General features: G+C 65.3%; 13 protein-coding genes and 1 riboswitch. Of the genes, 5 read left to right on the plus strand and 8 right to left on the minus strand.

Going from position 1 to position 16,236, the window contains the following annotated elements; genetic code table 11:
- The 5 genes from WMO45_RS13415 to WMO45_RS13435 all read right to left on the minus strand — a co-directional run.
- On the minus strand, positions 1-3,678 hold a 3,678-nt coding region (locus WMO45_RS13415), incomplete at its 3' end, for a hypothetical protein (protein ID WP_349141391.1).
- 219 nt (positions 3,679-3,897) lie between these two features.
- Complete coding sequence (locus WMO45_RS13420) at positions 3,898-5,004, minus strand: ABC transporter substrate-binding protein (RefSeq protein WP_349141392.1); 1,107 nt, start codon at positions 5,002-5,004, stop codon at positions 3,898-3,900.
- Positions 5,001-6,509, minus strand: coding sequence for an ATP-binding cassette domain-containing protein (locus WMO45_RS13425; RefSeq protein WP_349141393.1), 1,509 nt, complete (start codon positions 6,507-6,509; stop codon positions 5,001-5,003). The genes WMO45_RS13420 and WMO45_RS13425 overlap by 4 nt, the downstream gene beginning before the upstream one ends.
- Positions 6,509-7,522: a FecCD family ABC transporter permease gene (locus WMO45_RS13430; protein ID WP_349141394.1), complete on the minus strand. Its 1,014-nt coding sequence runs from the start codon at positions 7,520-7,522 to the stop codon at positions 6,509-6,511. Before WMO45_RS13430 ends, WMO45_RS13425 begins: the two co-directional genes overlap by 1 nt.
- Entirely contained in the window at positions 7,519-8,139 is a 621-nt protein-coding gene (locus WMO45_RS13435) for a nucleoside-triphosphatase (RefSeq protein WP_349141395.1), read from the minus strand. The genes WMO45_RS13430 and WMO45_RS13435 overlap by 4 nt, the downstream gene beginning before the upstream one ends.
- A riboswitch (molybdenum cofactor riboswitch) is annotated at positions 8,113-8,248 on the minus strand. (Overlaps the previous gene by 27 nt.)
- 125 nt (positions 8,249-8,373) lie before the next feature.
- On the opposite strand from WMO45_RS13435, the gene WMO45_RS13440 reads away from it, so the two are divergent.
- Entirely contained in the window at positions 8,374-8,721 is a 348-nt protein-coding gene (locus tag WMO45_RS13440; protein WP_349141396.1) for an arsenate reductase family protein, read from the plus strand.
- On the opposite strand, the gene WMO45_RS13445 is transcribed toward WMO45_RS13440, so the two are convergent.
- Entirely contained in the window at positions 8,645-9,646 is a 1,002-nt protein-coding gene (locus WMO45_RS13445; RefSeq protein WP_349141397.1) for an alpha/beta hydrolase, read from the minus strand. The two genes, WMO45_RS13440 and WMO45_RS13445, sit on opposite strands and share 77 nt — an antisense overlap.
- 90 nt (positions 9,647-9,736) lie before the next feature.
- Here WMO45_RS13445 and pepT point away from each other — a divergent pair, with 90 nt between their 5' ends.
- Positions 9,737-10,951, plus strand: coding sequence for a peptidase T (gene pepT, locus WMO45_RS13450; protein ID WP_349141398.1), 1,215 nt, complete (start codon positions 9,737-9,739; stop codon positions 10,949-10,951).
- A gap of 65 nt (positions 10,952-11,016) precedes the next feature.
- Here the strand turns inward: pepT and WMO45_RS13455 are convergent, their stop codons facing one another.
- A complete protein-coding gene (locus tag WMO45_RS13455) occupies positions 11,017-11,628 on the minus strand; it encodes a LysE/ArgO family amino acid transporter (RefSeq protein ID WP_349141399.1) in 612 nt (203 codons plus the stop codon).
- Between the two features lie 118 nt (positions 11,629-11,746).
- Here WMO45_RS13455 and WMO45_RS13460 point away from each other — a divergent pair, with 118 nt between their 5' ends.
- Positions 11,747-12,073 carry a winged helix-turn-helix transcriptional regulator gene (locus WMO45_RS13460; protein ID WP_349141401.1) on the plus strand — a complete coding sequence of 109 codons (327 nt, stop codon included), beginning with the start codon at positions 11,747-11,749 and terminating at the stop codon, positions 12,071-12,073.
- A 39-nt stretch (positions 12,074-12,112) separates the two neighbouring features.
- On the opposite strand, the gene WMO45_RS13465 is transcribed toward WMO45_RS13460, so the two are convergent.
- Positions 12,113-12,310 (minus strand): hypothetical protein, encoded by a 198-nt coding sequence (locus WMO45_RS13465; protein WP_349141402.1) that lies wholly within the window; start codon positions 12,308-12,310, stop codon positions 12,113-12,115.
- A 131-nt stretch (positions 12,311-12,441) separates the two neighbouring features.
- Here WMO45_RS13465 and WMO45_RS13470 point away from each other — a divergent pair, with 131 nt between their 5' ends.
- Together WMO45_RS13470 and WMO45_RS13475 are read left to right on the plus strand one after the other, a co-directional pair.
- The gene (locus tag WMO45_RS13470; RefSeq protein ID WP_349141403.1) at positions 12,442-14,625 is read left to right on the plus strand and encodes a DNA topoisomerase III; all 2,184 of its coding nucleotides are present in this window, start codon (positions 12,442-12,444) and stop codon (positions 14,623-14,625) included.
- A gap of 24 nt (positions 14,626-14,649) precedes the next feature.
- Positions 14,650-16,035 (plus strand): alanine/glycine:cation symporter family protein, encoded by a 1,386-nt coding sequence (locus tag WMO45_RS13475; protein ID WP_349141404.1) that lies wholly within the window; start codon positions 14,650-14,652, stop codon positions 16,033-16,035.
- Positions 16,036-16,236 lie beyond the last annotated feature (201 nt).

Genomic DNA, 16,236 nt, shown 5'->3' on the forward strand with positions numbered 1-16,236 from the left:
GGCGGTCAGGGTCACATTCAGGGGCTGGCCCTCCTCCACCTGGGCGGGAGCGCCCTCGGCGGTCAGGTTGGTCAGGGCGTAGGTGACGGTGTAGGGCACGGGCTGCGGCTCCGCTGCGGGCACAAGCACCGGCAGGGCCGCGGTCTGGGCGGTATCCTCGGAGTGGAGGGTGTTGGTGACGGTGAGGATGACGTTGACGGTGGTATCCACGTCAGGGGCGTGGATGGCGCCGGTCTCGTCAATGATGCCGCTGGGGTCGGTGGAGGCGATGGAGACCTGGAAGCCGCTGGGGACCTGAGGCAGGGTCAGGGTGTCCGCTCCAACCTCCGGGGCGCTCAGGCTGGTGATGGAGGCGGCCACATCGGCGGCGGTGCAGATGTAGCTCTCCTCGGCGCGGATGCAGAAGTCATCCACCGTAAGGACGGCGTGGCCGTTGCCGCCGGCGCGGGTGCCGATGTCGATCCGGCCCACGCCGGTGTTGGAGCCGGACTTGAAGTGGGTAAAGGTCTGGGAATCCTCGCCGATGGTAACGGTATAGCTCTTGGCGTCGGTGTCGATGACCAGCTCCACGGGATACCAGGTGTCGGCTTCATAGGCGGCGGTGGTCACATCCACCAGCTCGGAGTTGTCCACGATGATCTTGTCGTTGCCGTTGTTGCCGCCGCGGAACTCCACCTGGGCCAGGTGGTTGCCGCTGACGTCGTCCAGGCGGACAAAGGCCCGGGCGTCGGTGCGGTCCACTTTCATCCGCCAGGAGACGGTGATCTTGCCGGTGTAGTTGGCGGGCAGGAGGAGGTTGCGCTCGTCGGGGGAGGCGGTGCCGGTGACCGAGAGGGTCTGCTCGTCCTCGTTCCAGGTGACGGTGCCGTTGCCCGTCCACTGGTCGGAAGTGTCGGCGGAAAAGTCCTCGCTAAAGACCACGGGAGCCACCTGGGTTTCCACCTTCAGGTTGTCCATGGTCAGGCTGCCGGCGCCCCGGGCGCCGAAGCGGATGTCGCTGAAGTCGGCGGCAGTCTCACGGAAGGGCTGAGCGTAGGCGGCGAAGGTGCGGCCGGTGCCGTCCTCGGTGATGACCACGTCAAACTGCTGGGCGCCCAGGTCCAGGGTGACCTCCATATGGTACCAGGTGTTCAGCTGGTACTCGCCGGTGCCCACCTGGGGCGTGCCGTCGGAGCCGTAGTTGAGGCCGAACACCGGCGTACCGGGCCGGAAGTCCAGCTGCATCAGGGTCTTGCCGCTGCTGTCGCGCAGGGCGAAGTGGTCGTTTTCCACCGCGGAGATCTTCAGATCCACCGAGAAGCGGAGAGAACCGGTGTAGGATTCCTGCAGGGGCAGGATGAAGTCCTGGCGGTTGCCGGAGGCGCCTGCACCGCTGAGCACGGCGGTGCCGTCCTGCCACTGGGGCGTGGCGGAGGTAAAGCCATTGACGCTCTCGGCGGTATCGAAGGTATTTTCCTCCAGGGTCTCATAGCTCTCGCTGGCCAGGGGGCCGTCCACCACGTCCACCATCACGGCGGCGGACAGGCCGCTGAAGCGGCTGGTGACGGTGATGCGGCACTGACCGGCCGAGACGCCCACCAGCTTGCCGCTGTCGTTGACGTAGGCCACGTCGGAGTCGCTGCTCTCATAGAGGAAGTTGGCCGGGTCGTTGCCGTAGGAATAGTGGATGGGCAGGTCGGCCTCGTCGCCCACCGACACCTGCATGGAGGGGTCCAGGGTCAGGGACTCCCGGTAGGCGTCCATAAAGCCGTCCAGGCCGGTGTTGCCGCCGTAGCCCACCAGGGAGAGGCTCTTGTTTTCCTTGGCAAACAGGGAGGGGCAGCCGGGGGCGGTCTCATAGAGCTGCTCCCACTCTTCCCACAGCCGGTCATAGGCCGCCACGGCGTCGGTGATGGCCTGCACGTCGTACACGCCGGTCTTGTCGCCCATCTTCTGGGCCACGCCGGCGATGTGCATCTGCTCGGTGAGGGCGAAGAAGTAGTAGCCGTACTTGCAGGTGGTGATGATGTAATCCTTGACCTTCACGGGGGAGTCGATGAGGGTGGCGTCGGTCCGGAAGCCCTCGGCGATGTCGATCATCTCTTCCCAGAGCTGGACGCACTCGGCCTTCTCAGCCAGCATTTCCTCCTGCAGGCCCTTGTTGACCGCATTCTGGATGTTGCTGTTGAGGGTGCCGGGGGCGATGTTCTGGTCCCGGGTCCACCAGGTGTTGATGGAGCTCTTCAGATCCGGGTTATCGGTGGCGCGGCCCAGCAGCACGGCCCGGGCCGAGAGGATGCACAGGCGGTAGAAGTCCTCGGCGTCCTGCTCATCCATGCCCAGATAGGTCTTGGCATATTCCTTGACATAATACTTGTCGGTCTTGGAGGTGTCCTTGGCCCACTGGGTGACCACGTAGGTGTTCAGGTCGTCCCACATCTCACTGCCGTCCTCGATGACCACTTCGCGGTTGTCACTGGTGGTGTCGCCCACGATGCCGTTGACGCCGTTGATGTAGGGGCCGTTCCAGCCGCCGCCCCGGGACCAGGTCCAGATGCCCTTGACCTGGGGGTGCTCGGCGGTGTTGATGACGTCCCGCAGGCAGGTGTTCTGGCTCTCGTCGGTCACCAGCCACTCGTATTCCTCAAAGCCGTTGATGACGCCGTCGATGATGTAGTTGGGGTAGGCGCCCTTGCCTTCGTACTCACGGGCGGCCTGTACCTCCACGATCTGCTGGTGCTGGCCGATGCCGATGGTCTGGTTGAAGGCCACGTTGCGGTGGAAGTCACCGGTGGAGTGCTTGATGCAGAAGTAGAGGTGGTCGTTGGGGGCGATCTCCTCGCTGACGGCCAGATACTCCGAGGGGTTGTTCTGGAAACCGCCGAAGCCCCAGGTGCGGTACACCACGTCGCGGGGCTTGTCGTCCACCATCTCATCCCCGTACAGCTTGTCGCCCAGATAGCCGATGAGGGCCAGGTGGGTCTGGGTGCCGTTGAGGATGGGGTTGTTGCCGGTGTGGTAAGGGGCGCCGTAGCGCTCGCCGGTATAGGTCTCGCCGTAGCGGACGTAGATGCCGTCGATCTCGGGGAACTCGGTGAACATCTCTTCAAACATATAGTCCATGACCGCCTGGGTCTCGGGCTTTTCGATGTCGATCTTTCCGCCGGTCAGGATCTCGGGGTACATCTCCTTGAGGTGGGCGGGCAGGACGATCATATCCATCATGAAGTAGATCTTCTCGCCGGCGGCCTTGGCCGCGTCGTACTTCTCATGAAGTTCGGCCCGCTTGGCCTCTACCCAGGCGCGGGCCTCACTGCCCTCGGGGAAGACCTTGTCCTCGCCGGTGGCGTTGTGGTCCTCGTCAAACTTGTCCCACAGCAGGGCATACTGGGCGCAGTCATAGAGGAAGAACACGTGCCCGTCGAAGTTGCGCTGGGCCAGGAATTCCGAGTTGTTGTAATTGGAGGTGTAGGGCTCCAGAGCGGGGTTGTTGTGCACCATGTTGGTGGTGAACAGCTCGTCCTGGTGCATGTAGGGGTCGGAGAGATCGTCCCCCTGCTCCAAAGCGCGGATGGTGTGCTCGGTGTAATACGAAGGATAGTCCGATTCTGCGGAGTCTCCGGCTGCCGCTGCGGGCAGCCCCAGCTGCACGGCCAGGGTCAGGGCTCCGGCCAGTGCGATGAGTCGTCTTAGCTTCATCCTTTCTTCTCCTTCCGTTTCCAACTTGTGTGCTAGCATGTCTTTGGCAGTGATAACCCCTCCTGCGGTTCTGCCGCTCTATGCTTTGTATCCTAAAATACCAGTTGGAAAAAGTCAAGGGAAAAATGGATAAATAGACAATGAAAAAAGGTAAACTGCCTCCGTTATTGGGCACTAACTACAAAAAGGTCCCTCCGCCGAAGCGGAGGGACCTTTGAATCAGGCTGCGAGTTTTCCGATGGAATTGGCCACCAGGGCCTCGTACTGCTCGTGGGTGAGCTCACAGTGGTAGAAGAGGGAGAAGTACTCCTGGACCTCTTCCTCCAGATCGTAGCTGGCGGCGTCGGGGTAGAGGAGCTTGCACATCCACAGCATGCCCAGGTAGCGCTGCACCGAGGGCGGGAAGCCCATCCAGTTGTAGGGGCCCATGGGGGTCTCATAGTAGCGCCCGCTCTGGATGGCCGACATGCTCTGCCACATGGGATCGTCCCCCACCGAGGCGTAGACGCTCTGGGGGGCGAAGATGATGACGTCGGGGTCCCAGAGCATCAGCTGTTCCATGTCCACCTCGTTACCGGTGCCCTTGGAGGAGGGGGAGTCCACCACCGCCAGGTTGTTGGACAGCAGGTCGATGATCTCGGCGTGGTAGGAGCCCTGGGCAATGACGTTCAGTCCGGCCTCGCCGGTGATGTAGAGCAGATTGACCTTTTCCACCTGGTCGGCGATGTCCCGCACCATGGCGTAGGTCTCGTCACAGTAGGCAGCCAGGGTCTCGGCTTCGCTCTCCATGCCCACCAGCTCCCCCAGCAGGCGATAGGCGTCGCCCATGGTCTCGATGGTGGCCGAGACGTGGACGAAGGGCACGCCGGTCTGCTCCTGCAGGGCGTCCAGATCCTCCACGATGCTGTCCTTGGGCTCGCCCACGTCGATGACCACCTGGGCGCCCGAGGCCAGCAGGGTCTCCAGGTTCAGCTCGCCGTTGCCGCCGTAGAGCTGGCCCAGCAGGGGCAGGTTATAGTATTCGGTGTCCAGATAGGCCTCGGCGCTGGCGTCCCACTCGCTGGCGATGCCCACCAGCTTGTCGGGGCACAGGGCGAAGAGCACCATCTGGGCCATGGGGCCGGAGACGGCCACCTTGGTGATCTCGGCGGGCAGCTCCACCTCACGGCCCACCGAGTCGGTGAAGGTCCGGGTGGCAGAGGCGGTCTCCGTCTCGACCGGGGGCGGGGAGGACTGGGACGGGGCGGGATCACCGCCCGGGGCGGCGCAGGCGGCCAGTCCCAGGGACAGGCTCAGGGCCAGCAGGAGGGAAAGCAGTTTTTTCATGATACCTCATCTCCTTTTTCCGTGGGTGGATCCGGAATATCGCAAGCCTGCAGCCAGAGCAGGCCGATGCGCTCGTGCACGGGGAAGTACCAGGGAAATACCGGGTCGTCCCGCCGCTCCAGCCGCTGCTGTACGGCCTCGGGGGTGAGCGCGGCGGGGTTGTCGTCCCGGCTGTGGGTGCGGAAGAAGAGGACCGCGTCCTCCAGTGTGCGGAAGGGCTGGCCCATGTCCACCTCCACCTCCCGGCTGTGGAAGGGGATGCCCCGTTCCTCCAGGGCCCGGCACAGCTGCTCCAGGTTCTGCCGGCGGGAGCGGCGGGCGGCGGAGTGGGAGAAGCGGTGGGTGTCCCGGGTGCGGCGGATGAGCACCACCGTCCCGCTGCACTGCCGCCGGGCGGTGCGCAGCACCTCCTCCAGGGTGCCGAAAAAGCAGAAGACCATGGCGTCGTAGGGCTGCTTGGGGACGTCGGAGAGCACGTCGCACAGCCGGGGCTCCACATGGTCCGGGGGACCGGAGCGGCGGAGGGCCTGGATGGCCTCCGGCGAGGCGTCGGCCGCCACCACGTGGGAGAAGTAGGGGGCCAGGGCCAGACTCAGGCTGCCGATGCCGCACCCGGCGTCGCACAGCCGCCCGCCGCCGGGCAGGATCTCGTGGACGGCCCGGGCCAGGGCGGGGTAGCAGCCGTTGACAGCGGCGGCGTCCTGCATGAAGCGGATCATGTCCGGCGTCCACAGGGAGATGGTGCGGCGCAGCGGGGCGATGAGGATCCCGTCGCCGGTGCGGACGAACCGGGCGGGCACGCCGTAGAGCCGCTGCATGAGCCCCTCGTCCAGCGCGTCGGCGGGGGGGCCGTCGGCCACGATCCGGCCGTCGTGGAGGGCCACCACCCGCTGGGCGTAGAGCATGGCGTGCTGGGGGTTGTGGCAGGAGATAAGGATGGTGTAGCCCTGGTTGGCCAGGGCGGCGGCCCGCTCCAGCACCCGGACCTGGTTGCCGAAGTCCAGGGCGGAGGTGGGCTCATCCATCAGCAGGATGCGGGCCTGCTGGGCCAGGGCCCGGGCGATGAGCACCAGCTGCTGCTCCCCGCCGGACAGGCGCTGGAAGCTGCGGGAGGCGTAGTCGGCGATGCCCAGGGTCTCCAGCGCCTCCATGGCCAGCTGCCGCTCCGCCCGGCCGGGGGAGGCGAAGGGGGCCAGGCGGTGGTTGGTGCCCATGAGCACCATGTCCATCACGCTGTAGGGGAAGGCGGGGTGGTGGGACTGGGGGATGTAGGCCACCTTCTGGGCCAGGACCCGGGCCGACAGGCCGGCGATGGACTGCCCGTCCACCCGGATCTGTCCGCCGTAGCCGGGCAGCAGGCCCAGGATGCAGCGGAACAGGGTGGTCTTGCCTGCGCCGTTGGCTCCCAGTACGAAGAGCAGCTCCCCCGGCTGGGCCTGCAGGCAGACGCCCCGGAGCACCGGTCTTGGTCCGTAGGAAAAGCTGAGGTCCTGTACGTCCAGCATCAGTTGTTCTCCCCCTTTCGCATCATCAGATAGAGGAAGAAGGGCGCGCCGGTGAAGGCGGTGAGGATGCCGATGGGGATCTCGGTGGCCAGCAGGTTGCGGGAGATGTCGTCCACCAGCAGCAGGAAGGCGGCCCCGGCCAGCATGGCGCAGGGCAGCAGCCACTTGAAGTTGCTGCCCACCAGCTTGCGGCACAGGTGGGGGACCACCAGGCCCACCCAGCCGATCATGCCGCTGACCGAGATGGAGGCGGCGGTGACCAGTGTGGCGCACAGCACCACCCCCAGGCGCAGGCGGGGGGCGTTGACCCCCATGGTGCGGGCCTCGTCATCCCCCAGGGTGAGCAGGTTGAGCTTCCAGCGCAGGAAGAACAGCGGCACCAGTCCCAGGGCCATGACGGGCAGGATGTACAGCACATCCCGCAGCCGGGTGCCCGACAGGCTGCCCATCAGCCAGTAGGTGATCTCGGGCAGCTGGTTGGTGGGGTCGGCCACCAGCTTGAGGTAGGAGGTGGCCGCCGTGAACAGGGAGCTGATGATCATCCCCGAGAGCACCAGGTTGAGAACCCGCTCCCCCGGGGCCCGCTGGCCGATGAGGTAGACCACCGCCACCGTCACCAGGGACCAGAAGAAGGCGGACAGGGTGACCCCCGAGTTGCCCAGCCCCAGCAGGATGGCCAGGGCGGCGCCGAAGGCGGCCCCCGACGAGGCGCCCAGCACGTCCGGGGAGGCCATGGGGTTCTGGAACACCCCCTGGTAGGCCGCCCCCGCGCTGGCCAGGCAGCAGCCCACCAGGCAGGCCAGCAGGATGCGGGGCAGGCGCACGTTGATGACGGCGGTATACTCGTTGGCCGTCCAGTTCCCCTCCCCCAGCAGGGGGGAGAGGAGGATGCGGCAGGTGGTGAACACATCCACGCCGTAGCGGCCCAGATAGAAGGAGACGAGGAACAGGCCCGCCAGGACCGCGGCCAGCAGGCACAGCACGCCGGGGGGTGAGGAGCGGATACGCTTCAAGGGGACGACCTCCTTTCCCTTCCGCTCCGGGCCAGCAGCGCGGCCAGACGGCCGGGCATCTGGTCCCGGTTGTCCAGGGTCAGTTCCAGCAGGGTCACGTCTCCCCTGCGGTGGAGGGGGACCCAGAAGGGGCCGTCCTCCCGGGCCCGCAGTACCCCCAGTACGGGGACCGGGGCGTCCAGCAGGGCAAGGACCGCCTGCTGAAAGCGGGGGGAGCAGCGCTCCAGAAAGCCCAGCTCATCCATCAGCAGCAGGGGCGGGACGGGGGAGTCCCCCTCCAGCAGCAGGTGGGCCGCCGTATCAAAGGCGTCCGGATCGGCCTGCGCCCCGCCGGGGCCCATGCGGGCCACGGTGAGGGTGGCCCGGGGCGTCCCCGCCCGGAGCACCGTCAGCTCCAGCCGGCCCGCCGGGCGGTCCCACCGGGTGCGAAAGCCCCCCGGGGCGATTCCCTCCCGGGCCAGAAAGCGGTCGATGGCGGTGGATTTCCCCGTCTGGAGACCGCCGGTGAGAAACACATGCATGGGGCCGAACCCTCCTCTGCGCACAAAAAAGGCCGCCGTATCCGCAAAAATGGATACGACGACCACACCCAGAGCAGAGCCATCGTTCCTTTTCAATGCGGAAGGCTCCGCCGTTTCCGGCGAAACCCTGCGGCCCCTCAGGGCCATCGGTCCGCGCGCCATAGCAGCAGCCGTAGGCGGTGCGGACTCGGAACAAAGTTTGATCTGAGTTTAGAGTAGCTTTTTTTCCATGTCTTGTCAAGAACAAAAATACAGGCCCTGCTCTTCCCAAGCGCGCGGGAGTGTGTTAGGATACCGGTGGAAGAAAAACGATTCAAAGGAGGCATCCATATGCTGTTTGTCTGTTATCCCAAATGCACCACCTGCAAGCGTGCCGAGACCTGGCTGCGGGAGCGGGGGGTGGAGGCGGAGTACCGGGACATCAAGCTGCAAAACCCCACCGAAGAGGAGCTGCGAGGCTGGCACCGGATGAGCGGGCTGCCCCTGCGGCGCTTTTTCAATACCAGCGGCCAGCTCTACCGCCAGCTGGAGCTGAAGGACCGCCTGCCCGCCATGAGCGAGGAGGAGCAGTACGCCCTTCTGGCCAGCGACGGGATGCTGGTCAAGCGCCCGCTTCTGATCGGGGACGGGTTTGTGCTGGTTGGCTTCCGGGAGAGCGAGTGGGCCGAGCGGCTGTGAGCACCCGCTCCAGCCAGGCCAGCACGTCGCCGTAGACCTGCTCCCGCCCCAGCTCGTTGAGCATCTCGTGCCGGCCCTCGGGGTAGAGCTTTACCGTCACGTCCTTCACGCCGGCCGACCGGAACCAGCCGGCCACCTTTTGTACGCCCTTGCCGCAGGCCCCCACCGGGTCTTTGTCTCCGGAGAAGAAGTAGACCGGCGTGTCCGGGTCCATCCGGCGCAGGTTTTCCCGTTTGGCCAGCAGCTGAAGGCCCACCATCATGTCGTGGAACATGCTCACCGTGGGCAGGAAGCGGCACAGCGGGTCGGCGCAGTAGGCGTCCACCACCGCGGTGTCCCGGGAGATCCAGTCTGCCCCGGTGCGGTTGGGGCGGAACAGGCGGTTGTAGCGGCCCATGGACAGCCCGTCCAGCAGCGCGCTGTGGGCCCTGGGGCCCCGAAGGCGGGTGAGCAGGGCGGAGAGGACCCGGCCCGCCGCCACGGTGAGGGGAGGCTCCTGACCGGTGCCCGACAGGATGGCGCCGTCCACCGTCCCCGGCCAGAAGATGAGGCAGCCCCGCACCACGAAGGAGCCCATGGAGTGGCCCATGAGGAAATAGGGCAGGTCGGGATAGGCCTCCCTGGCCCGGAGGAAGAGGGCGTGGGTGTCCTCCAGCACGTATTTCCAACCGTCCTTGTCGGCGAACCAGCCGAACTCCGAGGGGTCTTTGGCGGTCCGGCCGTGGCCCAAATGGTCGTGGCCCACCACCGCAAAGCCCTGCCGGGCCAGGAACCGGGCAAAGGCGTCGTACCGGCCGATGTACTCCGAGATGCCGTGGACCAGCTGCACCACCGCCCGGGGCGTGCCCTCGGGAGACCACCAGCGGGCGGAGACGGCGTGGACCCCGTCGCTGGAGGGAAAGGTAAATTCCTGCGTCGTGACCATGGAAAAACCGCTCCTTCTGTGTTAAAATAAAACGTCATAAAGAAAGTCTAGCCCAACGTCTGGCGCCCGTCAAGAGAAAGGAAGATCACCATGAACGCCATTGACCGTTTTTTGAAGTACGTGACGTATGACACCCAGTCCGATGAGCACAGCACCACCACCCCCTCCACCGACAAGCAGAAGGTGCTGGGGGCGGCCCTGGCCGAAGAGCTGGACCAGATGGGACTTTACAACGCCCACATGGACGAGTACGGCTATGTGTACGCCTGGCTGCCCGCCACGGCCGGGTGCGAGGGCATCCCCTGCGTGGGCCTCATCGCCCACATGGACACCTCCCCCTCCGCCCCCGGCGCCGGCGTGAAGCCCCGCATCGTCCGGTATGAGGGGGGCGACATCGTCCTCAATGAGGAAAAGAACATCGTGATGAAGGCGGCCGAGTTTGAGAGCCTGGCCAAGTACGTGGGCAAGGAGCTCATCGTCACCGACGGCACCACCCTGCTGGGGGCCGACGACAAGGCGGGCGTGGCGGAGATCATGTCCGCGGTGGAGTGCCTGGTCCAGCACCCGGAGATCCCCCACGGCCGCATCGCCGTGGCCTTCACCCCCGACGAGGAGGTGGGCGCCGGCGCCGACCATTTCAACGTGGAGGGCTTCGGCGCGGCGGTGGCCTACACCGTGGACGGCGGCGAGCTGGGTGAGCTGGAGTATGAGAACTTCAACGCCGCCAGCGCCTCGGTGGTCATCCACGGGGTAAACATCCACCCCGGCTCGGCCAAGAACAAGATGAAAAACGCCCTGCTCATCGGCCTGGAGTTTGCCGGTATGCTGCCTCCCGCCGAGACTCCCGCCCACACCGAGGGCTATGAGGGCTTCTACCACCTGTGCGAGATGCACGGCGACGAGACCGAGACCCGGATGGACTACATCATCCGGGACCACGACCGGGCCAAGTTCGAGGCCCGCAAGGCCTACCTGGTCCGGGCGGCTGCCTACCTCAACGACAAGTACGGCGCGGGCACGGTGGAGCTGACGGTGAAGGACTCCTACTACAACATGCGCGAGCAGATCGAGCCCCACATGTACCTCATCCTCCGGGCCCGGGCGGCCATGGAGGCCGCAGGGGTGACCCCCATGGAGGTACCCATCCGGGGCGGCACCGACGGGGCGCGGCTGAGCTACATGGGCCTGCCCTGTCCCAACCTGTGCACCGGCGGGGTCAATTTCCACGGGGTGCATGAATACATCCCGGCCGACGCGCTGACCAAGATGACCGAAGTGCTGGTCCACCTGGTCAAGGCGCAGTAAGCCAGACAAGCAGCGCGGGGCGCTCTCCGGAGAGGAGAGCGCCCCGCGTTTGGTTTTCCACCAAATTACACCACCAGGTGGAAAAACTGCACCAGCAGCTTGGCCCCGTAGAAGAGGATGACGAGGCCGCAGACGATATTGATGACCCGCAGGATCTTGTCGTTGAAGCGGGCGGAGAAGAAGGAGATCAGCACGGTGATCCCCAGAAACCACACAAAGGAGGCGGTGGAGGAGCCCAGGATGAGCTGGGTGCTCACCGCGCCGGGGTTGCCGGCGTGGAACCCGCCGAAGAGCATGGTGCCGTCGATGAGGGCCTGGGGATTGCACCAGGTGACCACGAAGGCCTTGGCGGCCAGCTTGGGCAGGGGGATGCTCACATCCACCTCCCGGTCCATGGTGGGTTTGTCCCGCAGCAGGCCGATGCCGATCCAGATCACGATCAGCCCGCCCACCAGCAGCAGGACCAGCTGCAGCCAGGGGAACTGCTGCAGCAGCGCGCCGATGCCGAAAAAGCAGGCCAGGGCCAGGCTGATGTCGAAGCAGATGACGATGAGGGCGGTGACCAGGGCCCGGTGCCGGGGCTGGGTGAGGGCCGAGTTGATGACGAACAGATTCTGCATCCCGATGGGGGCCACGTAGGCCAGGCCGATACCAAGGCCCTGAAGATATGGCGGCATAGACGATTCCTCCCAGAAAAACTCTTTTCTTTTTTCCAACCTGGTAGTATTATAGGAGCTAATCTATGGTTGTGCAAGAACGCAGAATTTTCATACCAGGTAAGGAGGAACTGACCACATGGCGCTGACCCATGAAAACTGTCCCTGTATGGAGACCTGTCCCCTGAACCGGGCGCTGGGGCTCATCGGGGGGAAATGGAAGATGCAGATCCTCTGTTCCCTGTATAACAACGGCCCTACCCGCTATAACCAGCTGAAAAAGACCCTGGACGGGGTGTCCAACACGGTGCTGGCCAACGCCCTGCGGGAGCTGGAGAACGACGGGCTGGTGCTCCGGCGGGAGTACCTGGAGGTGCCGGTGCGGGTGGAGTATGCCATCACCAAGCCCTGCGAGCAGCTCATTCCCATTCTGGACCAGCTGGGCAACTGGAGCATGGGGCTGTAAGGACAAAAAAAGCCGCAGGCACAGGGCCTGCGGCTTGGATCAGTCAGAGTGGGTCATGCGGAACTTGAGCCGGTTCCAGAAGGTGTCTTTCTCGTAGCCTTTGGAGAGGCGGAACTTCCACTCGGCATCCCGCGCCCGCCGGCGGCAGGCGCGCTCATCGGCGCTCATGCGGTCCTCCAGGGGAAGCTGGGTGTTGAAACTGCACTGCCAGGCGTAAAGAAGGCCATTGGTGAACATGGTGAGCTCCTTTCACTCTACACAACACAGAGGCGGCTTCCTACCGCCCACACTATAGCAATCCCCAGGGGAAAAGTCAAGGCCGGGAAAACGGGCAAAAACGCCGGTTTCCGGCGGTTAGGAGAAGCGATATGGCAAAAACACTGGTATTGGCCGAAAAGCCCTCGGTAGGTCGTGAATTGGCCCGCGTGCTGGGCTGTAAGAAGGCCGGAGAGGGCTTTCTGGAGGGGGAGAAGTACATCGTCACCTGGGCCCTGGGCCATCTGGTGGAGCTGGCCGCCCCCGAGGACTATGACAAGGCCTGGGCCAAGTGGGATATGCTCACCCTGCCCATGCTGCCCGAGAAGATGAAGACGGTGGTCATCCCACAGTCCGGCCGGCAGTTCCGGGCGGTGCAGGCCCAGATGCGCCGGGGAGACGTGGCCGAGCTGGTCATCGCCACCGACGCCGGCCGGGAGGGGGAGCTGGTGGCCCGCTGGATCATGGAAAAGGCCGGGTGGAAGAAGCCGGCCAAACGCCTGTGGATCTCCTCCCAGACCGACAAGGCCATCAAAGAGGGCTTTGCCCACCTGCGCCCCGCCGCCGAGTACGACAACCTCTACCACTCCGCCCGGGCCCGCAGCGTGGCCGACTGGGTGGTGGGGCTCAACGTCACCCGGGCCCTCACCTGCAAGCACAACGCCCAACTCTCCGCCGGGCGGGTGCAGACCCCCACCCTGGCCCTCATCGTGGACCGGGAGGAGGAGATCCGCGCCTTCCGCCCCAAGGAGTTCTGGACCGTGCGGGCGGGCTTCGGCGGCTTTACCGCCACCTGGCGGGACAAAAACGGCCAGGCCCGCACCTTTGACAAGGAAAAGGCGGAGGGGATCGCCGCCGCCCTCACGGGGGGCACCGGCACCCTCATCGAGGTGAAAAAGACCTGGAAGCAGACCCCGCCTCCGCCGGCCTATGACCTGACCGAGCTCCAGCGGGACGCCAACAAGAAGTACGCCTATTCCGCCAAGGAGACGCTCAGCATCATGCAGAACCTCTACGAGGTCCACAAGCTGCTGACCTATCCCCGCACCGATTCCCGCTATATCTCCGACGACGTGGTGCCCACCCTGCCCGAGCGGCTGCGCAGCGTGCTGGTGGAGGAGTACAAGCCCCTGGCCCAGCAGATCCTGATGCACCGGCCCCTCCAGACCCGCTACCTGGTGAACAACGCCAAGGTCACCGACCACCACGCCATCATCCCCACCGAGGAGCAGCCCGAGCTGTGGCGGCTGTCCGGCCCGGAGCGGAACATCTACGACCTGGTGGTGCGCCGCTTTCTGGCGGTGCTGCTGCCCCCCTTCCAGTACGAGGAGGTCACCCTGAAGGTGAAGGTGGGCAATGAGATCCTACACGCCCGTGGGAAGATCGTGAAGGACCAGGGCTGGAAGGCGGCCTACGACCGCAGCTTTGTGCTGGAGGAGGAGGACGCCGACGAGGACGAGCGGGAGCAGTCCCTGCCCGAGCTCAAGCAGGGGGACAAGCTGAGCGTCCAGTGGGCCAGGACCCAGACGGGCCAGACCGCGCCCCCCAAGCGGTATACCGAGGCCACCCTCCTCACCGCCATGGAGCACCCGGCCTCCCAGGGCCTGGACAAGGACCAGAGCCGCATTTTGGAGGAGACCGGCGGCCTTGGCACCCCCGCCACCCGGGCGGACATCATCGAAAAGCTGTTCTCCGCCTTCTACATCGAGCGGCGGGGCAAGGAGCTCTGCCCCACCTCAAAGGGCATCCAGGTGGTGGGCCTGGCGCCGGAGGAGCTGCGCAGCGCCCAGCTCACCGCCCAGTGGGAGCGCCGGCTGGGGGACATCGCCCGGGGGCAGGAAAAAGAGAACGTGTTTGTGGACGAGATGCGGCAGTTCGCCGCCCGGCTGGTGAGCCAGGTAAAGGCCAGCGACGCCACCTACCACCACGACAACCAGACCCGCTCCCCCTGTCCCGAGTGCGGCAAGTACCTGCTGCGGGTCAAGACCAAGCGGGGGGAGATGCTGGTGTGTCCCGACCGGGAGTGCGGCTACCGCCGCAGCGTCAAGCAGACCACCAACGCCCGCTGCCCCAACTGCCACAAGAAGATGGAGCTGCGGGGCGAAGGGGAGAAGCAGATCTTCGCCTGTGTGTGCGGCTACCGGGAGAAGCTCAGCGACTTCAAGAAGCGCCGCTCGGAGAAGTCCGCCGGCAAGGGGGACGTGCGCCGCTATCTCCAGCAGCAGGCGCAGCAGGAGGAGAAGGGGAGCTCCGCCATGGCCGAGCAGCTGAAGAAGTGGCTGGAGCAGAACCAATAAATCACAGAGAAAAGAGGAGAGACTGTGGAGGCAATCATCAACTTCATCAACTGGCTGGACGACTTCATCTGGGGCCTGCCCATGATCGTGCTGCTCTTCGGCACCCACGTGTTCATGACGGTGCGCACCGGCTTCATCCAGCGCAAGACCTTTACCGGCATCCGCCTGTCCGTGACCCGTGACCCGGATTCCCCCGGCGACGTGAGCCAGTTCCAGGCCCTCACCACCGCCCTGGCCTCCACCATCGGCACGGGCAACATCATCGGTGTGGGCACCGCCATCTTCCTGGGCGGCCCCGGCGCCGTATTCTGGTGCTGGATCGCCGGTGTGTTCGGCATCGCCACCAAGTACGCCGAGTCCCTCATCGCCGTCAAGTACCGGGTGCGCACCCCCGACGGCAGGATGCAGGGCGGCGCCATGTACGCCCTGGAGCGGGGCCTGGGCCTGAAGTGGCTGGGCGTCCTCTTTGCCGCTCTGGCCACCCTGGCCTCCTTCGGCATCGGCTGCGGCACCCAGATCAACGCCATCGCCGAGGTCATTGAGAACAATGTGCCCGTGGGCATCCCGCCCATCCTCATCGGCATCGTGGGCGGGATCCTGACCGCCATTGTCATCATCGGCGGCATCAACTCCATCGCCAGTGTGTGTGAAAAGCTGGTGCCCTTCATGGCCATCTTCTATGTGATCGGCTGTCTCATCATCCTGGGCATCAACTACGACTTCATTCTCCCCGCCGTATCTGCCATCCTCCATCTGGCCTTCACCCCCGGCGCGGTGGCCGGCGGGCTGGTGGGCCAGGGCCTGATGATCGCCATGCGCTTCGGTGTGGCCCGGGGCCTGTTCTCCAACGAGTCCGGCATGGGCTCGGCCCCCCTGGTGGCCTCCGCCGCCCAGACCCGCAACCCGGTGCGCCAGGCCCTGGTGTCCGCCACCGGCACCTTCTGGGACACGGTGGTGGTGTGCCTCATGACCGGGCTGGTGCTGGTGTCCACCATCATGAAAAACCCCGCCATCAACATGGACAGCGTGACCGACGGCGGCCAGCTCACCACCCTGGCCTTCGCCCAGATCCCTGTGCTGGGGCCGGTCATCCTGGTGGTGGGGATCATCACCTTCGCCTGGTCCACCATCCTGGGCTGGTCTTACTACGGCGAGCGGTGTGCCCAGTACCTGTGGGGCAAGAAGGCCATCCTGCCCTATAAGATCCTCTTTGTGGCCGTGGTGGTGGTGGGTCCGGTGCTGGCCCTGGATTTGGTGTGGACCATCGCCGATATCCTCAACGCCTTCATGGCCATCCCCAACCTGATCGCGGTGCTGCTGCTCTCCGGGGTCATCGCCAAAGAGACCAGACATTATCTGAACAACCTGGATGAGGTGGACAAGACCGAGATCCCCTGCATTGAAAAGTGAACGCAGAAAGCTCCCGGCCCGCACAGCGGGCCGGGAGCTTTTTTTGTGGGTCGGGCCGCGTCAAAACGCTGAGATTAACCGGGCGGCCAAGTCACCGCAGCGTCAAGCAAACGTGCCGGTGGCAGTTTGTAGCGTAGGCCCCGGCGGCTGTGCCGCCGGGGTGGCAGTCACGTCAAAACGCACCGGTTAACCGGGCGGCCA

The sequence above is a fragment of the Flavonifractor hominis genome (assembly GCF_040095835.1).
Taxonomy (GTDB): Bacteria; Bacillota; Clostridia; order Oscillospirales; family Oscillospiraceae; genus Flavonifractor; species Flavonifractor hominis.

Bases quoted from the DNA above. Each gene is read 5' to 3' on its own strand.
- WMO45_RS13455 (WP_349141399.1), bottom strand. From the start codon at position 11,628: ATGCCGCCATATCTTCAGGGCCTTGGTATCGGCCTGGCCTACGTGGCC.
- WMO45_RS13445 (WP_349141397.1), bottom strand. From the start codon at position 9,646: ATGGTCACGACGCAGGAATTTACCTTTCCCTCCAGCGACGGGGTCCAC.
- WMO45_RS13425 (WP_349141393.1), bottom strand. From the start codon at position 6,509: ATGCTGGACGTACAGGACCTCAGCTTTTCCTACGGACCAAGACCGGTG.
- WMO45_RS13470 (WP_349141403.1), top strand. From the start codon at position 12,442: ATGGCAAAAACACTGGTATTGGCCGAAAAGCCCTCGGTAGGTCGTGAA.
- WMO45_RS13460 (WP_349141401.1), top strand. From the start codon at position 11,747: ATGGCGCTGACCCATGAAAACTGTCCCTGTATGGAGACCTGTCCCCTG.
- WMO45_RS13420 (WP_349141392.1), bottom strand. From the start codon at position 5,004: ATGAAAAAACTGCTTTCCCTCCTGCTGGCCCTGAGCCTGTCCCTGGGA.
- WMO45_RS13465 (WP_349141402.1), bottom strand. From the start codon at position 12,310: ATGTTCACCAATGGCCTTCTTTACGCCTGGCAGTGCAGTTTCAACACC.
- WMO45_RS13440 (WP_349141396.1), top strand. From the start codon at position 8,374: ATGCTGTTTGTCTGTTATCCCAAATGCACCACCTGCAAGCGTGCCGAG.
- pepT (WP_349141398.1), top strand. From the start codon at position 9,737: ATGAACGCCATTGACCGTTTTTTGAAGTACGTGACGTATGACACCCAG.